Annotated in this window: 14 protein-coding genes; 10 read left to right on the forward strand and 4 right to left on the reverse strand. The window is 57.6% G+C overall.

The window, feature by feature from the left end:
- Positions 1-2: 2 nt before the first annotated feature.
- On the reverse strand, positions 3-1,388 hold the full coding sequence (locus JQ848_RS11755) for a GntP family permease (protein ID WP_003445524.1): 1,386 nt from the start codon (positions 1,386-1,388) through the stop codon (positions 3-5).
- 384 nt (positions 1,389-1,772) lie between these two features.
- On the opposite strand from JQ848_RS11755, the gene JQ848_RS11760 reads away from it, so the two are divergent.
- From JQ848_RS11760 to JQ848_RS11770, 3 genes are all read left to right on the forward strand, one after another.
- Positions 1,773-2,438, forward strand: coding sequence for a c-type cytochrome (locus JQ848_RS11760; RefSeq protein WP_003445527.1), 666 nt, complete (start codon positions 1,773-1,775; stop codon positions 2,436-2,438).
- Positions 2,435-3,418 (forward strand): c-type cytochrome, encoded by a 984-nt coding sequence (locus tag JQ848_RS11765; RefSeq protein WP_161718668.1) that lies wholly within the window; start codon positions 2,435-2,437, stop codon positions 3,416-3,418. The genes JQ848_RS11760 and JQ848_RS11765 overlap by 4 nt, the downstream gene beginning before the upstream one ends.
- Before the next feature lie 169 nt (positions 3,419-3,587).
- Positions 3,588-3,806 (forward strand): hypothetical protein, encoded by a 219-nt coding sequence (locus tag JQ848_RS11770; protein ID WP_161718670.1) that lies wholly within the window; start codon positions 3,588-3,590, stop codon positions 3,804-3,806.
- Positions 3,807-3,903: 97 nt separating this feature from the next.
- Here the strand turns inward: JQ848_RS11770 and JQ848_RS11775 are convergent, their stop codons facing one another.
- Positions 3,904-4,464, reverse strand: a complete 561-nt coding sequence (locus JQ848_RS11775; RefSeq protein ID WP_202210724.1) for a hypothetical protein — start codon at positions 4,462-4,464, stop codon at positions 3,904-3,906.
- 596 nt (positions 4,465-5,060) lie between these two features.
- Here JQ848_RS11775 and JQ848_RS11780 point away from each other — a divergent pair.
- The 3 genes from JQ848_RS11780 to JQ848_RS11790 are packed head-to-tail and all read left to right on the forward strand — an operon-like array spanning position 5,061 to position 8,142.
- Complete coding sequence (locus JQ848_RS11780; protein ID WP_161718675.1) at positions 5,061-5,882, forward strand: ABC transporter substrate-binding protein; 822 nt, start codon at positions 5,061-5,063, stop codon at positions 5,880-5,882.
- Positions 5,879-6,724, forward strand: a complete 846-nt coding sequence (locus JQ848_RS11785; protein ID WP_127195398.1) for an amino acid ABC transporter permease — start codon at positions 5,879-5,881, stop codon at positions 6,722-6,724. The genes JQ848_RS11780 and JQ848_RS11785 overlap by 4 nt, the downstream gene beginning before the upstream one ends.
- Positions 6,725-6,762: 38 nt before the next feature.
- On the forward strand, positions 6,763-8,142 hold the full coding sequence (locus tag JQ848_RS11790; RefSeq protein ID WP_202210725.1) for an LLM class flavin-dependent oxidoreductase: 1,380 nt from the start codon (positions 6,763-6,765) through the stop codon (positions 8,140-8,142).
- A 176-nt stretch (positions 8,143-8,318) separates the two neighbouring features.
- Here the strand turns inward: JQ848_RS11790 and JQ848_RS11795 are convergent, their stop codons facing one another.
- Together JQ848_RS11795 and JQ848_RS11800 are read right to left on the reverse strand one after the other, a co-directional pair.
- On the reverse strand, positions 8,319-9,014 hold the full coding sequence (locus JQ848_RS11795; protein ID WP_050949475.1) for a DUF3313 domain-containing protein: 696 nt from the start codon (positions 9,012-9,014) through the stop codon (positions 8,319-8,321).
- Positions 9,015-9,064: 50 nt separating this feature from the next.
- The gene (locus JQ848_RS11800) at positions 9,065-9,349 is read right to left on the reverse strand and encodes a hypothetical protein (RefSeq protein ID WP_010656504.1); all 285 of its coding nucleotides are present in this window, start codon (positions 9,347-9,349) and stop codon (positions 9,065-9,067) included.
- Between the two features lie 164 nt (positions 9,350-9,513).
- Here JQ848_RS11800 and JQ848_RS11805 point away from each other — a divergent pair, with 164 nt between their 5' ends.
- From JQ848_RS11805 to JQ848_RS11820, 4 genes are all read left to right on the forward strand, one after another.
- Positions 9,514-10,224 (forward strand): response regulator, encoded by a 711-nt coding sequence (locus JQ848_RS11805; protein WP_202210726.1) that lies wholly within the window; start codon positions 9,514-9,516, stop codon positions 10,222-10,224.
- Entirely contained in the window at positions 10,224-11,588 is a 1,365-nt protein-coding gene (locus JQ848_RS11810) for an ATP-binding protein (protein ID WP_003445543.1), read from the forward strand. The genes JQ848_RS11805 and JQ848_RS11810 overlap by 1 nt, the downstream gene beginning before the upstream one ends.
- Before the next feature lie 181 nt (positions 11,589-11,769).
- On the forward strand, positions 11,770-12,750 hold the full coding sequence (locus JQ848_RS11815) for a quinone oxidoreductase family protein (protein WP_161718681.1): 981 nt from the start codon (positions 11,770-11,772) through the stop codon (positions 12,748-12,750).
- Between the two features lie 14 nt (positions 12,751-12,764).
- Positions 12,765-13,613 carry a TauD/TfdA dioxygenase family protein gene (locus tag JQ848_RS11820; protein WP_003445545.1) on the forward strand — a complete coding sequence of 283 codons (849 nt, stop codon included), beginning with the start codon at positions 12,765-12,767 and terminating at the stop codon, positions 13,611-13,613.
- The last annotated feature ends 9 nt before the right edge of the window (positions 13,614-13,622 follow it).

Here is a 13,622-nt window from a genome sequence, read left to right on the forward strand (position 1 = left end):
GATCAGAAACTGCCGAACGTCGAGCCCAGTACCAGCACCACCAGCAAGGCAGTGAGTGGTACCACGGTCGTCATCATGAAAATTTGCGGGTATGACTGGCGGTGGCTGAGGCCGCAGATTGCCAGCAGGGTGATTACTGCTCCCGAGTGGGGCAGGGTATCCAGGCCGCCGGCAGCAATGGTGGCCACCCGGTGAAACAGTTCCGGGCTGATACCGGCGGCCTCGATCATGCGCAGATAATCACTGCCCAGGGTGCGGAAGGCGATGCTCAGGCCGCCGGATGAGGAACCGGTGATTCCCGCCAGCACGTTCATGCTGAGGACGGTGGATATCAGCGGGTGCTCCGGCGAAAAATTGAGAATGGCAGCCTTGATCACCGCAAAACCGGCCAGGCCGGCGATCACCGCGCCATAGGCCACTTCCGAGGCAGTGTTGAAGATGGGCAGCATTGCGCCAAGGCTGCCCTTGTTGATGGTGGTCGTCAGGTTGTCCCAGCGCTTCCAGTTGAGCACGATCACGAACACGATCGCGCACATCAGTGCCAACAATACCGACCAGAGCCCCACCACGCTGGCAGGATCGATGCTGCCAAAGCGCTCCTCGCGCAGAACACTGAGGTCCAGCGAAGGCAGAATCCAGTAGCTGAAGGCCGCATTCAGGCCGATCACCACAATGATGGGCAGCAGCGCTACCAGCAGTCCGGGCCTGGGTACTGCGTCGTTCGACGGGATTTCAATGTCATGGTCACCGTAGCCTTCACCGTTGGCCATCGCCTTGCGCGCCCGTGACTGCAAGATCCAGGTGCCCAGCCACAACATCACTACCGAAGCGATGATGCCCAGGCCCGGTGCGGCAAAGGTGGTGGTGCCGAGGTAGGCCGTGGGAATGGCGTTCTGGATCGACGGCGCGCCGGGCAGGGCGGTCATGGTGAAAGTGAAGGCACCCAGGGCGATGGCGGCAGGCATGTAGCGTTTGGGAGTGCCGGACTCGCGAAAAATCACCGCTCCGATCGGATACACGGCGAAAGCAACCACAAACAGCGACACGCCTCCGTATGTCAGCAGAGCGCAGGCCAGCACTACCGTGAGAATCACATGGCGCCGGCCCAGGCGCCGCATGAACCAGTCGGCAATGGTATGCGCGGCCCCTGAGTCAGCCACCAGCTTGCCAAACAGCGAGCCGAGGATGAACAGAGGGAAGAACTTGATCAGGTACAGGCCCAGCTCCTTCATGAACAGCTGGGTGTAAGTGGGCATGATGTGCGTCGCGCCACCGCTGAGCAGTACCGCCAGGGCTGCCATCAGCGGTGCCAGGATCAGTACGGTCACGCCCCGGTAGGCGAGAAACATCAACAACAGAAGGGATATCAGTATCGCCATCGTGCTCATGGGTGGCTCTCTTATAATTATTGTTTTGGCGTGCGTTGCTGCCTGACGTTTACGTTTGCGTCAACCTAGTGCAGGGGCAATGGCCTGTCAACCGGCCCGGGCCCCCGGGTCGTGTTCACTCATAAACGACGACTGCAAATGTGCGGCGCCCAGAGTCGTATATACCTACTCAGTAGGGGTTTATTTGACCCATGGGCGGCAGGTTCTGTGGAGTGAGAGCAGCTGAACACGTGGTCTGGAGAGCAGGGCAAATTGACAGTATTACTTTTAGGTATAAAGATATTCCTAAAAAATATTACGGCGCAATCAGTCGCTTTCAATTCACACACCTTGCACGAGGTGGGTTGACGCCGTGAATTAGCCAATAAGAAGGAGTCCAGAACCATGAGTCTTGCAACGAGAGTCCGCCTCAAGACCAGCGTAAGCGCCTGTGTTTTTATGCTGGCGACCGCGGCAAATGCCGATCCACAAGGACAAAAAATCTACACCCAGGGGGGCGAGTCCCCGCTAGCCATGGCCTGCACCACCTGTCATGGCGCCAATGGCCTGGGTACCGATAGCGCAGGTTTCCCGCGTCTGGCGGGGCTGCCCCAGGGTTATCTGGTCAAGCAGCTTGAGGACTTTGGCTCCGGCAAACGGGCCAACGCGGTGATGCAACCCATCGCATCAGCCCTCAGCGAAAGCGAAGAACAGGCAGTTGCCAGCTACCTGAGCACCATGGCTGTCCCGGCCCCGGCGGTTGATTTAGCCGCCACCGGCAGTGTTGGCGGGGCAGCGGAAAAACTGGTCAAGCAGGGCGACTGGAGTCGCAATATTCCGGCCTGTGTCGCGTGTCACGGCGTGAGTGACACTGGCGTTGGCCAGAGTTTCCCTCCGCTGCTGGGGCAGTCCGCGACTTACATCGCAGCCCAGTTGAATGCGTGGCGCAGTGGTACCCGCAAGAATGACCCCAATGACCTGATGGGCCATATCGCGCGCTCCCTGACCGATGCCGAAATCAAAGATCTGTCCACCTATTTCGCCAGCCTGAGCGGGGGAGCCAAACAATGAACTTTCCTGCCAAAGTACTGATCGCCGTGGTCGTCGCCGTACCGCTTCTGGCTGCCAAAACCTGGTACGAAGAGCGCGGCATGACACCCGTGGCCAAGGCCCCGAGCGCCGCTGCCGGGGTGGCTGATGCGCACCCTGACGCTGGCGTGGCGGCTGCGCCGTCCAGGCCTTCCGGCCCACTGGTATTTACCCCGCCCCAGGAGTCGGAGTTGCCGGATAACGCCTTTGGCGTGCTGGTGCGCGAAGGGCGAGATATTTTCGTCAATACCCAGAAAAATGCCGCTGACTATGTCGGCAACGGCCTCAACTGCACCAATTGCCACCTGGATCAAGGCCGCAAGGCAGGGTCCGCTCCGCTTTGGGGAGCTTATGGCATGTACCCGGCGTATCGAAAAAAGAACAACAAGGTCAATACCTTTGCCGAGCGCATGCAGGGTTGCTTTGAATTCAGCATGAATGGCAAGGCACCCGCCAGTGACAGTCATGTGATCAAGGCCTTGAGCACCTATGCCTACTGGCTGGCGACCACGGCGCCTGTGGGCGTGGATCTGCCCGGGCGCCTGTACCCGGTCATTCCTGCACCGGAAAAAGGCTATGACCTGGTCAAAGGTAAACAGATTTATGCCGATCAATGTTCTATCTGCCATGGCGCAGAAGGGCAGGGGCAAAAGTCTGCTGATACCTACGTGTTTCCACCACTGTGGGGTAAGGATTCTTACAACTGGGGTGCGGGGATGCACCGTATCAATACGGCCGCCGGGTTTATCAAACAAAACATGCCGCTGGGCAAGGGCGGTTCGCTGACCGATGCTCAAGCCTGGGATGTAGCCGCCTACATCAATAGCCAGGAGCGGCCTCAGGATCCGCGTCTGGTGGACAACTCGGTTGAAAAAACCCGCAAGAAATATCATGAGGGCGACGGCGTTAACCTGTACGGCGAGTCGGTCAATGGCGTGATCCTGGGCCAGGGTATCAAGTAAGCGGCTCAATCCCCCTAGCGACGCCAAGCATCAGCGCGGCGTCGCGCATCAAACAGGTGTTGCCCGGCTATCCGGGAATAAAAATTGTTGAGCCGCAGACCGGTTATTGGCTGCGGGACTCGGCGGTGCGCCCTGGACAGTCGACGCACCCAGCGCAATGAAACGGCAAATGATCTCGGTCACGGTGTTCCAGAACGCCCGGGCGCAGGCGGAAAAGTCACCAGAGGTGGCCCTCAAGATGATCGGCAAGCAACCTGCCGGCAACATCATGATTTCGTATCGACTGGTCACGCCAGAGAACTACACACTGTTTAGGGCGGGCATACGAAAGGCCGCAGTTACGACGCTCCAGGATCAGGTAAAACCAGGCGCACAATTTTTGCAATAAAGAGGTTCGTGCGCCTGGCACTTTAGAGCTTCGGCAAAATAGCGTAGGGCCGCACATATCCCGATAACGGGTAACGAGTTGGGTCAATGCGTGATATTTAGATGTCCAGGATCTTGGAGGGCATACCTGGATTCAAGGTCACGTCATGGGTCAGCATGTTGAAAGTTTGCGGTTGCACGGCATATTTCCACCTGCCTTCTTTATAAAGTAAAAAGTTGAACGCATTAGGTGCCGGAATCTTCTGGTCGCGGTGGCAATAGTCATTGGCATTAATGCTGGAAATAATAGTCTGTCCCTGAGCCTTGATAAGGTTATTGATATGGGGGCTGTCTGGATGTTGGTGGTGGTAGACCCTGAGCATGTTGCTGCCCAGCGGAGAGGTGGTAGTGACCAGAGCACAGCCATTCATTGCCGCTGTAAATACAAATTGATGCTCAGGATTATGCATGGGTATATCGACAAAGCCAGGCAATACATTACCTTGAACGAAGGGGCACCAGTAGGCCGTAATCAGTGGATCACTATGCTGCGGGTTGCCGGTCGGGGCCAGCGCGACTTGTTTCGCCTGCCCTTCACCCAGCAGGTCAAACGCGCCGATTTTGGAGCCGTTAAGGATTCTGTTTCGCTGTTGGTTGATGTTGTTTGCCTGATCTTTCATGAACCACGACACATTGTTTATTGCGCGCTGAGTGATATACCATATCGGATCACTCCTAAAAGTCAGATTGTGGCCATTCATAATAATTTCCAAATGTTAAACAAATGCCTGACAGCAAGAAAAATGCTGCCAATACAGGACATTTATTTGTCAGGGACAATGTTACTTTTTGTCGCGCAAAACGAACAAGTTATGAAAGATAATAAAATGTTTCTGCTGCACAATTACAACTTTTTAAGGCGGGCCGGCTATCTTTGCTGGACTCGAAAGCACGGGTAAGTCTGTGGGCAACAGGTGCTTGATCCGGTGAAGACTAAATATCGGCACCCACTTAACAAGGAGGCAGCGGTTTAAGCGGTTGTGAAGTTTCAACTAATTCGCCAGGCATTGCGTTGTGTGGAGATGTGCCCGAAGTTGCAGTGACTGGCCGCTGCCTTTGAGCGAGAGTTTAGTCGTATGGCCGGTCAAAGCCTGCTTCGAGCCGTCACGCGATATAGCTGGAAGCGAGCTTTTTATTCCATAAAACAAGTACAAGCGCGATTTATAGTGCGTTTTAATCTATCCAGGTCATTCTGAACAGATTGGAGTATTTGTCTTTGAAAACCGCAGCGCTCTTACCTTTTAGCCTCGCTTTGCTCGCAACCTGCACCAACGCTTTTGCCGGCTCCACTCTGGATCGCGTCACCGAAAAAGGTGAGCTCAGAGGGGTACTGATGGAGAGCTATCCGCCGTTCTCTTTTCTCAACGAGCAGAACCAGCTGGACGGCTTTGATGTTGATGTCGCCAAGGCCGTAGCGCAACGGCTCGGGGTGAAACTCAAGCTGCAAACGCCTTCCTGGGATGTGATCGCAGCCGGCCGCTGGAGCGGGCGCTACGACATCTGCGTGTGCTCCATGACGCCGAGCAAGGCTCGCGCCGAAGTGTTCGATTTTCCGGTGGAGTACTACCAGTCGCCCGCGGTGATCGTGGTCAATGCCCAGGACACCACTATCGCTTCAGGCAAGGATTTGTCCGCAAAGAAGGTCGGCGTGGGCAGCGCGTCCACCTATGAAGCCTATTTGAACAAGGACCTGGTGATCGAGGGGGCAACGGACAAACCGCTGCAATACCCGTTCGAGAATGTGCAGATCGCCCCGTACGATAATGAAACAGTGGCATTCCAGGACCTGGCACTGGGCAGCGGAGTACGCCTGGATGCGATGGTCACCAACCTCATCACCGCCCGTGAACGCATTGCCCATGACCCTCGCTTCAAAATTGCCGGCGACCCGCTGTATGCAGAGCCCAATGTGGTGGCGATTGAAAAGGGCGATCCTCAGTGGAGTGCCAAGGTCACTGAAGTCATTGGTGAACTGAAAGCCGACGGCACACTGAGCAAAATTTCGCAGAAGTGGATCGGTGCCGATATCAGCCAATGACAGCCCACAACCCACACCCCGCCAAGACCGGGGTACTACCCGAAACCGCAGCGTCGCGCCTGAGCCAGCTGTTTGGCTTTCGCACCCGGCTGTATCTGACCTGGGCGGCCTTGCTCGGTTTGTGCGTGATGTTCTTCATGAGCTTCGATCTGAAGTTCTCGATCATTGTTGATAAATTGCCCAACCTGTTGGGCCTGCATCTGGGGCCCAACGGTTTCCTGCAAGGCGCCGCGCTCACCTTGTTTCTGTGTTTGTGTTCGATCTGGCTGTCGTTGCTGCTGGGTTTTGTCACCGCCCTCGCGCGCCTGTCCCGCAGCGCTGTGGCCTTCGGTATCGCCAGCTTCTATGCCTCTTTTTTCCGCGGCACGCCGCTGCTGATCCAGATCCTGCTGATCTATCTGGGCTTGCCCCAGATCGGCGTGGTTCCAGGTGCAATCAGCGCCGGGATCATTGCCCTGTCGCTCAACTACGGGGCCTACCTGAGCGAGATCTTTCGCGCCGGCATCATGACTGTGGCGCCCGGCCAGCGCGAAGCGGCCATGGCCCTGGGGCTTTCGCCGACGGCGACATTCGTGCACATCATCCTGCCCCAGGCCATGCGCACGATTATCCCGCCGACCACCAGCCAGTTCATTTCCATGCTCAAGGATTCATCGCTGATTTCGGTGATGGGGGTCTGGGAAGTGATGTTCCTGGCGCAGTCCTACGGCCGCTCCACTTATCGCTATATCGAAATGCTCACCACCGCAGCCGTTATCTACTGGCTGCTGTCGATCGGACTCGAACTGCTCCAGCACCGCCTGGAGCGCCACTACGGCAAAGGTTTCAAAAATCAGCGCTGAGGCAGTCCCTTGTTTAATCCATTTTTTCAGGAATCATGATGTCCGATCCCAAACCTCTGTTGTTTGCCCTCTACGAGCAAGCGAGTGTCGGCTGTGGTGGTGCGCCAAGCCTGTGGACCCACCCGGCAGACGAGCGACTGAGCATCAACTCTCTGGGCTATTGGTCGAACCTGGCCCGGATCGCCGATCAGGCTCACCTGGACATGCTGTTTTTCGGCGATGTGCTGGGCTTCTACGATGTGTTTGCCGGCAATGCCGATGCCGCCATGAAATGGGCCGTGGAAGCCCCGGCCAATGATCCGCTGATGATCATTCCGGCACTGGCAGCAATCACCGAAAATCTGGCTTTCGGTGTGACCGTGACCACCAGTTACGAGCATCCGTTTACCCATGCCCGGCGCTTCAGCACCCTGGATCACATGACCAATGGCCGGATCGGCTGGAACATCGTGACCTCGTACCTGTCCAGTGCCGCACGCAATTTCGGTCTGGAGCAGATGATCAAACACGATGATCGCTATGAGCGTGCCGAAGAATTCATGGACGTGGCCTACAAGCTTTGGGAAGGCAGCTGGGCCGATGATGCCGTGGTTGCCGACAAGGCACGCCAACTGTATGCCCGGGGTGATCGCGTGCGCCCTATCAACCATGCCGGCGAACACTATCGGGTAGCCGGGCCGCATCTGACCTCGCCATCGCCGCAACGTACACCGCTGCTGATCCAGGCCGGCTGGTCAGGGCGGGGCAGGGCCTTCGCGGCCAAGCACGCCGAACTGATCTTCGTGGCCAAGTCCAACCCCCACGAGATCCGCCAGGGGCTGGAAGAAATCCGGGCCCAGGCCCTGGCCCTCGGCCGCCCGGCACAGGACGTCAAGTCACTGACCGTGTTGCGCATTGTCACCGCCAAAACTGAAATTGAAGCCCGGCGCAAATACGACCATCTGCAGAGCAATTACCACTTGCAGGCACAACTGGTCAGTTATGCCGGTGATACCGGTATCGACATCAGTCGCTACGCCGACAGTGATGCGCTGTCCACCCACACCGAAGGCATGACCTCCTATGTGATGCGAGCGGATGGCAGCGCCAAGCCCTTGACTGCGGGTGACGTCAAACAGCGCTTTGCCAACGTCACCCGGGGCAGTGACTTGATTCTGGTGGGTACACCGCAACAGGTTGTAGAGCAGATTGAAGAGCACGCACGGATAAGCGGGACCACGGGCTACATGCTCAACCCGCTGATCAGCCCCGGCAGCCTTGAAGACTTTGTCGAGCTGATTATTCCCGAGTTGCAAAAGCGCGGCCTGTATCGCACCGAACCCCAGCGGGGTACCTTGCGTTCGCGACTGCGGGCAGACGGCGCCAGTCATTTGCCGGCCAGTGCATATGGCGCGTCGTTTCGTTTCGACCGGGGTTAGGCAACGGATCCATTGTCATCCACGCCCCCTGCAGGAGCGAGCTGGCTTGCGATGCACGCACCGCGGTGTATCAGGTAAAACCTGGAGCGGCCATCGCAGGCAAGCCAGCTCCCACAGGAGCTCCACACGACTCCCGGCGCAGCAACACCTGTGGGAGCCTGGCTTCAATGGTTCATCTACTTCGATAAAGGCGAGGGCTCAAGATCGGGCGCGTGGGCTAAATAGGCCTGGCGCATATCCAGGGCCGATCCATCGAGTGCCGGTTTGAAATCATCGACGCTCATTGCCTGCTTGTCATTCTTCAGCGTCAGCCCGGCCCCTTTGCTGACCACCTGCGCCACAACCTCATGATCCCAGGCATCCAGAACTGCGACTTCAGTGGTGATTTGTGTGTCCTGGTCACGGATGCCCATAGCCGTACTCACGCCGGCGGCAAGCAGCGTCACGGGGAGCCACTCATAAAAGCGCAAACCCTGGGTTGAGGCCGACACGGTGATGATGGCGGGCCTGACGATCAGTGTGTCCGGGCCCGGAGTCGTGACAACGGTCATGACCTTGCCCAGCTCCTGTTTCAGAGCAGCATCGTAGTAATGGCTCAGGTCCGAGAGCATTGCCTGTGAACGTCGGTCGGTCGGCACCAGCGGTAGGTAGTACTGGCTAGGCTCGATATACACCCGGGTGTAATGTTTGAGATCACGCTGCGGGTTTACCCAGGACAATACCCGTTGGCCAGAGGGCAATTTTTTTTCCGTGAGTTGGCTGTAGTCCTGTAAAAACCCAGAATATTCGTCAGGAGAGACGGTTTTGCCGGCGCAAGCGGCGAGTGACATGCACAGGGCTACCAGTAACGGCAGCGAGAGACTTCTTGGCATTGGATCGGTGTTCCCGGGGCGAGTGTTTTCATGAAGGATGTACGTCGTGCTCAAGCGTCTGTGCCGCTTTCGCAACCATTTATATGCAGTTCGCCATGGGCCATGACCCATTGGGTAAGCTCGGCAACAGGTATTGAGTGGCAGTACTCCACCCACTGGCTGCACTGCGGGCTGTAAGTCTCGATATAGCGGACCAGAACGATGGATTTCTGGTCGCTGGACAGCGTCAGGCGAGACTCCTGGAAAAGCACTGGATCGGTGCGCCAGACTTTGCTGGTGCGCTGGTTCAGAATCAAAGCGTTGGCGCTTTGGGCCTTGCTGCTCAAGGTCGGCATCGAGGGCATCCCGGAATGAATTGCCCGCAGTTTGCCTGAGGGGTTTTGCCGGGAGATGTCTGGTTTATGCGCATACAGGCGCAATGTTTCACGATTGAAATATATGACCCTGACGCCAGAATGGTTTTAGATAGCCCCCCCTTATTTACCCATGGATCGCTAATGTGAGCAGGCTGCTGATCGTCGACGACGATGTGGAAATCCTATTACTGCTGGAGAAGTTCTTTCTCTTGCATGCTTATGAAGTGGAACTGGTCACCCACGGAGAAGCCATGTGGGCGGCCATCGGGCGCCAGCGGCCGGACCTCATCATTCTCGATCTGATGCTTCCCGGTGAAGGCGGGCTCAGCCTCTGTCAAAAATTACGCCTGAACACCGGTATTCCAATTGTGATGCTGACTGCCATGGGCGAGCTGAGTGACCGCATTGTTGGCCTGGAACTGGGTGCCGATGATTACCTGACCAAGCCTTTTGATCCTCGCGAGTTGCTGGCCCGTCTGCGGGCAGTTCTACGTCGCGCCAGTGATCCGGTAAGAGCCCGTAATGAAGACACACGGCTGGTGATCAGCTTTGCGGGTTGGCACCTGGACGTAACACGCCGCGAATTGCGTTCGTCTGCCGATGTCATGATTCCGCTCTCGGGCGGTGAGTTCGATTTACTGGTGGTCTTTCTCGAACACCCTGAACGCATCCTCTGCCGCGAACAATTGATCGACCTGACGCGGGGCAATAATCACGAAGCCTTTGACCGCAGCATTGACGTGCAGGTAAGCCGCCTGAGACGCAAAATAGAACCGGACAGCAAGCGTCCGGACCTGATTCGTACCGTGCGTAACGGCGGCTACCTGTTCAACGCAAAGGTGACGCGCACGTGATGAGTCTGATTGCCCACGCTGACACCCTCAGACGCCGGATTGCCCTGACCATTGTCGCGGCGATGCTCGCTTCGCTGGTGCTCTATGCCCTGTTTGTGCAGGTCGCCGGGGTCTGGGCCAAACCGCCAGTGGATCAAATCGGCTTGCTGGATCAGGTCGCGACCACTACCCGCATCATCCAGGCGGCTCCGCCACAACTGCGGGAGCAGCTGTCGGCTGCGGCGAGCAATCCATCACTCGGGGTGCTATGGAGCGAACACCGGAGCAGCTTCGGACTTCCGGCAACCGGCACCGCCATCGACCAGAACCAGTCGCCGGTTCTGCATCGATTGCTGGACAATACCGAACACAGGATAGAAGTCTTCCAGCCCGCCAACTGGCCTAGCGAAAGCCCGCAAGCGCGTTATGCCATGCTGGTGCAATTGAACGACGGCAGCTGGTTGTCGTTTACCCCTCCGCAACGCAGTTGGGGAATGAGTGCAGCGTTGCGTTTTGCCGTGGTTATTGCCCTGGGGCTTCTTGCCGCCTGGCTGGTAGCGCGGTTCGCCACACGCCAGCTGGCTGACCCGCTGCAGCGTTTTACCAGTGCCGTACAACGCTTCGGTACCGACCTTGATGCCCCCGCCATTGACATCGAAGGCCCCCGTGAAATACGCCAGGCGATCATGGCCTACAACACCATGCAGGCGAAAATCCAGCAATTCATTGCCGAGCGCACCCTCATGCTGGCGTCAATTTCCCACGACTTGCGTGCGCCATTGACCCGCATACGACTGCGTTGTGAGTTCATTGAAGATATTGACCAGCAACGCAAATTGATCCGCGACACCGATGAAATGCAATCGATGATCAACTCCGCCCTGGGCTTTTTCCGCGACGAGACCCTGCGCGAGCAAGCCACCAGTTTTGACCTCTCCGAACTGCTGCAGACGGTCATCGATGACTACAGCGATCAGGGTATCGACGTGGTTTTTTCAGGGCCTGCCCACCTGGTGTATTTCGGCCGCCCGGTGGGCATCAAGCGAATGACCGCCAACTTGCTGGAAAACGCCGTGAAGTATGCCCGGCATCCACGCATCGAACTGATCAATGGCCAGACTTCGGTGTGTATCGAGGTAAGCGATGAAGGACCGGGGATTGCCGATTCGGAACTGGAGAACGTATTCGTTCCGTTCTTCCGGCTTGAGCCCTCGCGCAATCGCGACTCCGGTGGCGTAGGGCTTGGTCTGTCCTCGGCCCGGGCAATGGCGCGCCAGCACGGTGGCGAGCTACTGTTGCGAAACCGTATGGGCGGTGGACTCATCGCGCAGGTTGAGTTGCCCCATGGCGCCATCAAACGCACCGGTTCGGCTGAGGGAGCATGAAGCCAAATCACTGCAGGGCCGCTTAAAAGCCGGAGCACGACAGCTGACAGGTTTGGATCCCTGTCATGAAATGAAAAGAGGCTGTCGTCTGATGAGAAGCACGCCGACAACCCGCAGCTTACATTCCAATCAACGTAAATCGCCGTAGCGCATCCAGAACGTTGATTGGAGAAAAATAAGCATGGCCCAAGTAGTACGTTTTTATGAAACCGGAGGTCCCGAGGTTCTTCGCCTTGAAGAGGCCGAAGTGGGCGACCCGGGTCCGGGTGAAGTTCGGCTACGCCAGGTCGCTGTCGGCCTGAACTATGCCGACACCTATTTCCGCAACGGCACTTACCCGATCCCGATGCCCAATGGCATGGGCGTGGAAGCCGCCGGCATCGTAGTGGCAGTGGGTGAGGGCGTGAACAATGTAGCTGTAGGCGATCGTGTCACCTACACCGGCTTTCTCAACACCCTGGGTGCCTACAGTACAGAACGCCTGATCTCGGCAGCGCCCCTGATCAAACTGCCCGAAAGCATTTCATTTGAGACCGCCGCCGCAATGACCATGCGCGGGCTCACTTCTGCCTATTTGATGCGCCGTATCTATGACTTCAAGGCTGGCGACAGTATCTTGCTGCACGCCGCAGCCGGAGGCGTCGGCCTGATTGTTTCGCAGTGGGCAAAACTGCTGGGGCTCAAAGTCATAGGCACTGTGTCCAGCGATGCCAAAGGCGAGGTAGCCCGTGCCCATGGTTGCGACCATGTGATCAATTACAGCCACGAAGACGTCGCCAAACGGGTACGTGAGTTGACCGGCGGCGTTGGCGTAAACGTGGTGTTTGACAGTGTCGGCAAAAACACCTTCGCGGGCTCGCTGGACTCCCTCAAGCGCCGTGGCTTGATGGTCTGTGTTGGCACTGCATCCGGCCCGATCCCGCCTTTGGACCCGGTATTGCTGGCAATCAAAGGCTCGCTGCACCTGACTCGCCCGGCACTTGCCGATTACATAGCTGACCCGGCAGAAAAGGCCGATCTGGCCGGCGAACTGTTTGATCTGGTTGGAAGCGGTCAAATCAAGATCGAGATCAATCAGCATTACAGTTTGCAGGACGCGGTGCAGGCACACCGGGATCTGGAATCGCGCAAGACCACGGGCTCTTCAATCTTCGTGATCTAAGGGGGGCGTCAGTCATGCAAGTTGAGCAACTTAGCTGCAATATCGGCGCAGAACTCTTTGGTGTAAACCTGGCCGAGGCCATACATGACGCGGGTCTGTTCGCAGAGATCCGTGCCCAGCTGCTCAAGCATCGGGTGCTGTTCCTGAGGGACCAGGACATCAGCCGCGCCGAGCATGTGGCCTTTGCCCGACGCTTCGGCGAGCTGGAAGACCACCCCGTGATTGGCAGTCATCCGGACCACCCGGGGCTCGTGCAAGTCTACAAAAACCCCGACAGCCCGGTAGACCGTTACGAGAACTCCTGGCACACCGATGCCACCTGGCGCGAGGCGCCGCCGATGGGCTGCGTGCTGCGCTGTGTGGAGTGTCCTCCAGTAGGGGGCGACACCATGTGGGCCAACATGGTGGTGGCTTACGAGCGCCTGCCGGACGATGTCAAAGCCAAGCTTGAAGGCCTGCGTGCACGGCATAGCATCGAAGCGACCTTCGGCGCCGCCATGCCCATCGAAAAACGCCTGGCACTCAAGGCCCAGTACCCGGACGCAGAACATCCAGTGGTGCGTACACATCCAGAGACCGGTGAGAAGGTGTTGTTCGTCAATGGTTTCACGACCCACTTCAGCAACTATCACACCGCTGCGCGTGTGCGTTATGGCCAGGACTTCAGCCAGGGCGCGCCCGAACTCCTGCGCTACCTGATAAGCCAGGCCAGTATTCCCGAGTACCAGGTGCGCTGGCGCTGGAAGCCCAACAGCATCGCGATCTGGGATAACCGCAGTACCCAGCACTATGCAGTGATGGATTACCCCGCCTGCCATCGAAAAATGGAACGCGCCGGAATCATCGGCGAAAAGACCTACTGAGCCCCCCCT

The sequence above is a fragment of the Pseudomonas paraversuta genome, from assembly GCF_904067025.1.
In the GTDB taxonomy this organism is placed as follows: Bacteria; Pseudomonadota; Gammaproteobacteria; order Pseudomonadales; family Pseudomonadaceae; genus Aquipseudomonas; species Aquipseudomonas paraversuta.

Bases quoted from the DNA above. Each gene is read 5' to 3' on its own strand.
- JQ848_RS11790 (WP_202210725.1), top strand. From the start codon at position 6,763: ATGTCCGATCCCAAACCTCTGTTGTTTGCCCTCTACGAGCAAGCGAGT.
- JQ848_RS11785 (WP_127195398.1), top strand. From the start codon at position 5,879: ATGACAGCCCACAACCCACACCCCGCCAAGACCGGGGTACTACCCGAA.
- JQ848_RS11800 (WP_010656504.1), bottom strand. From the start codon at position 9,349: ATGCCGACCTTGAGCAGCAAGGCCCAAAGCGCCAACGCTTTGATTCTG.
- JQ848_RS11775 (WP_202210724.1), bottom strand. From the start codon at position 4,464: ATGAAAGATCAGGCAAACAACATCAACCAACAGCGAAACAGAATCCTT.
- JQ848_RS11810 (WP_003445543.1), top strand. From the start codon at position 10,224: ATGAGTCTGATTGCCCACGCTGACACCCTCAGACGCCGGATTGCCCTG.
- JQ848_RS11770 (WP_161718670.1), top strand. From the start codon at position 3,588: ATGATCTCGGTCACGGTGTTCCAGAACGCCCGGGCGCAGGCGGAAAAG.
- JQ848_RS11760 (WP_003445527.1), top strand. From the start codon at position 1,773: ATGAGTCTTGCAACGAGAGTCCGCCTCAAGACCAGCGTAAGCGCCTGT.
- JQ848_RS11815 (WP_161718681.1), top strand. From the start codon at position 11,770: ATGGCCCAAGTAGTACGTTTTTATGAAACCGGAGGTCCCGAGGTTCTT.
- JQ848_RS11765 (WP_161718668.1), top strand. From the start codon at position 2,435: ATGAACTTTCCTGCCAAAGTACTGATCGCCGTGGTCGTCGCCGTACCG.
- JQ848_RS11820 (WP_003445545.1), top strand. From the start codon at position 12,765: ATGCAAGTTGAGCAACTTAGCTGCAATATCGGCGCAGAACTCTTTGGT.
- JQ848_RS11795 (WP_050949475.1), bottom strand. From the start codon at position 9,014: ATGCCAAGAAGTCTCTCGCTGCCGTTACTGGTAGCCCTGTGCATGTCA.
- JQ848_RS11755 (WP_003445524.1), bottom strand. From the start codon at position 1,388: ATGAGCACGATGGCGATACTGATATCCCTTCTGTTGTTGATGTTTCTC.